Origin of the sequence: Janthinobacterium sp. ROICE36 (assembly GCF_002869965.1) — a bacterium.
GTDB lineage: Bacteria > Pseudomonadota > Gammaproteobacteria > Burkholderiales > Burkholderiaceae_D > Janthinobacterium.
Genome location: NZ_PEBS01000153.1, coordinates 1 through 2,642 on the forward strand (window position 1 = coordinate 1; position 2,642 = coordinate 2,642).

Consider the following 2,642-nt stretch of genomic DNA (forward strand, 5'->3'; position numbering starts at 1 on the left):
TGTTGGCGCCGACCTAAAATTGACCCACCGCGCCGATCCAAATTTGACCCAGGGCGGGGTGCTGCATTCTTGAGTTGCAGCTGTGGATAAGTGTACCAAATAGCGAAGTGGAATTCGTGGAGGGCGAAGCCCGGAACGAATTCCACTTCCGCTTTCGCACTCTATTTAATGGTATAAACGATTTAGTTTATTATCCATTTTTACGCACTTTCATCCTCTCCGGCGGCGTTCGGATCGGCCTTGTCCGCTTTGCGCTTCTGTTCCCGCGCCTTGATCCGGCCCTTGGCCGCCATGCTGCTGTGCTGGAAGCGGTATGACTCGTTTCCGGTCTCCACGATATGGCAATGGTGGGTCAGCCGGTCCAGCAGCGCCGTGGTCATCTTGGCGTCGCCGAACACGTTCGACCATTCGGCGAAGCTCAAGTTGGTGGTGATGATGACGCTGGTGTGCTCGTACAATTTCGACAGCAAGTGAAACAGCAAGGCGCCGCCGGCCTGGCTGAACGGCAAATACCCGAGTTCATCCAGCACCACCAGGTCGATCCGCAGTAACGACAGCGCCAGTCGGCCCGCCTTGCCGTCGCGCTTCTCGCGCTCAAGCATATTGACCAGGTCGACGGTGGAGTAAAAGCGCACCCGTTTTCCCTTGGTTGCGATGCCCGACACGGCCATCGCGGTGGCCAGATGGGTCTTGCCGGTGCCCGGGCCGCCGATCAGCACGACGTTTTGCGCCGTGTCGGTAAACGTCAGCGTGGCAAGCTGGCGCACCAGCGGCTGATCGACCTTGCTTGATGCGAAGTCGAAGCCGGCCAGATCGCGATGCAAGGGGAACTTGGCGGCAAACATCTGGTGACTGACCGAACGCATGGCCCTGTCGGTATGTTCGGCTTGCAGCAGGTGTGCGATCAACCACTGTGACGCCGCCACCGCGCTCTCGTCTTGTTCCTTCAATTCGTCCCAGGCGCTGACCATGCCGTGCAGGCGCAGTTCTTTCAGTTCGGCACCGATATCACGCATGATCGACCTCCACCAGATCGCCGCCGGTGGTGCGCAAGCTGTCGTAGCGGCCGGTGTTGGCGAGCGGCGCGTCCTTCAATTGCAAACTGGTCTCGACCGTCGCCGGCAGCGGGCCGGCATTGAGCCGCGCCAGTACGTTTTCGACGTGCTCGGCGCTCAGCACCCCCGACTCCACCACCAGTTCCACCGCCACCAGCACCGCCGCCAGCCCCGCCGTGGGCACGGCGGCCAGCACCTGCGCCATCACCCTGTCGCCGCCGGCGTGGCGCAGCAGGCCTTGTTTGAGCCGCAGCAGCGGCGATGGCAAGTCGGCGAACGGCGCGCCGTTGCGCAGCGCCCCCGGTTTGCGCTGCACCAGCGGGATGTAGTGCTGCCAGTCGTAAAGCACCTGGCCGCGCTCGGCCACGCGTTCATGGCTGGCCACGATGGCGTCGCCGGCGACGACGCACACTTTGCCCGGATACAGCCGCGCGCTGACCATCTGTCCGGCGAACTCGCACGGCACCGAGTAGCGGTTGCGGCTCACCGTCACCAGGCAGGTGGACGATACCCGCGACGGTTTCTCCACGTAGCCGTCGAACGGCGTGGGCATCGGCATCATCTGCGACTGCTCCTGTTCCAGCATCTCGGCCACGCTCAACGCCGGGTGCTCGGGGTGCCGCACCTCGTCCCACAGCGCGCGGCAGCGCCCGGCCAGCCAGACGTTGAGTTCGACGAAGGAAGCGAAACGCAAGCTCTGCGCCTCGATCCAGATGCGGCGCCGGCTGTCCTGCACGTTTTTCTCGACCACGCCTTTTTCCCAACCCGAGGCGACGTTGCAGAAGTCGGCGTCGAACAGGTAATGGGCGCACATGACGGCGAAGCGGGCATTGACGATCCGCCCCTTGCCCTTGTTTACCTTGTCGACCGCCGTCTTCATGTTGTCGTAGATACCCCGGCGCGGCACGCCACCGAGCGCTGCGAATGAACGGGAGTGGGCGTCGAACAGCATCTCATGACCCTGGCTCGGATAGGCCACCAGCCAGAACGCGCGGCTGGCGCACAGCTTCATGTGCGACACCTGCATGCGACGGTAGATGCCGCCGACCACCAGGCCTTCTTCGCTCCAGTCGAACTGGAAGGCCTCGCCCTGCTCGAAGCTGAGCGGTACGAAAGCGCGTGGCGCGTTGCCTTCGCGGCCGCGCCACTCACGGGTGTAATCGGTGACGCGGCTATAGCTTCCGGTGTAGCCCTCGGCTTTGATGTGAAGGAACAAGGCCTTGCTGCTTCGGCGGTTCTGCTTGATGCGCAGCGCGTCGGCCTTGAGGGCCAATTCCAGCCTAGTGTGAAACGGCTCGAGCTTGGTCGATACCGCGCCGCGCCGGTAGCTCGGAGGAGAAACCACGGCCTCATCCGGCTGCCGCAGCCACTTGCGCAGCGTGTTGCGGGACAGTCCCGTGCGTTTTGAAATTTCATGCAGCGACAGCTTGTCGCGCAGATGCATACGTCGAACTTTGCCTAACATTTCCATGGTGATCACCTTGTATATCTCCCGCCTAATAATTAGGCAGGAGCAGTAGAACACCTGGGTCAATTTTGGGTCGGCACAACAGCTATAGGTGGGTCAGTTTTCGGTCGGCGCCAACA

2 protein-coding genes are annotated in these 2,642 nt (G+C 62.3%); both read right to left on the bottom strand.

Annotated features, from left to right (window positions below; genetic code table 11):
- Positions 1-200: 200 nt before the first annotated feature.
- On the bottom strand, positions 201-1,016 hold the full coding sequence (gene istB / locus CSZ94_RS27065; protein ID WP_102124323.1) for an IS21-like element helper ATPase IstB: 816 nt from the start codon (positions 1,014-1,016) through the stop codon (positions 201-203).
- Positions 1,009-2,526 carry an IS21 family transposase gene (gene istA / locus CSZ94_RS27070; protein ID WP_102124324.1) on the bottom strand — a complete coding sequence of 506 codons (1,518 nt, stop codon included), beginning with the start codon at positions 2,524-2,526 and terminating at the stop codon, positions 1,009-1,011. The genes istB and istA overlap by 8 nt, the downstream gene beginning before the upstream one ends.
- Positions 2,527-2,642 lie beyond the last annotated feature (116 nt).

Coding starts and splice junctions, on each gene's coding strand:
- istB (WP_102124323.1), bottom strand. CDS start 1,016: ATGCGTGATATCGGTGCCGAACTGAAAGAACTGCGCCTGCACGGCATG.
- istA (WP_102124324.1), bottom strand. CDS start 2,526: ATGGAAATGTTAGGCAAAGTTCGACGTATGCATCTGCGCGACAAGCTG.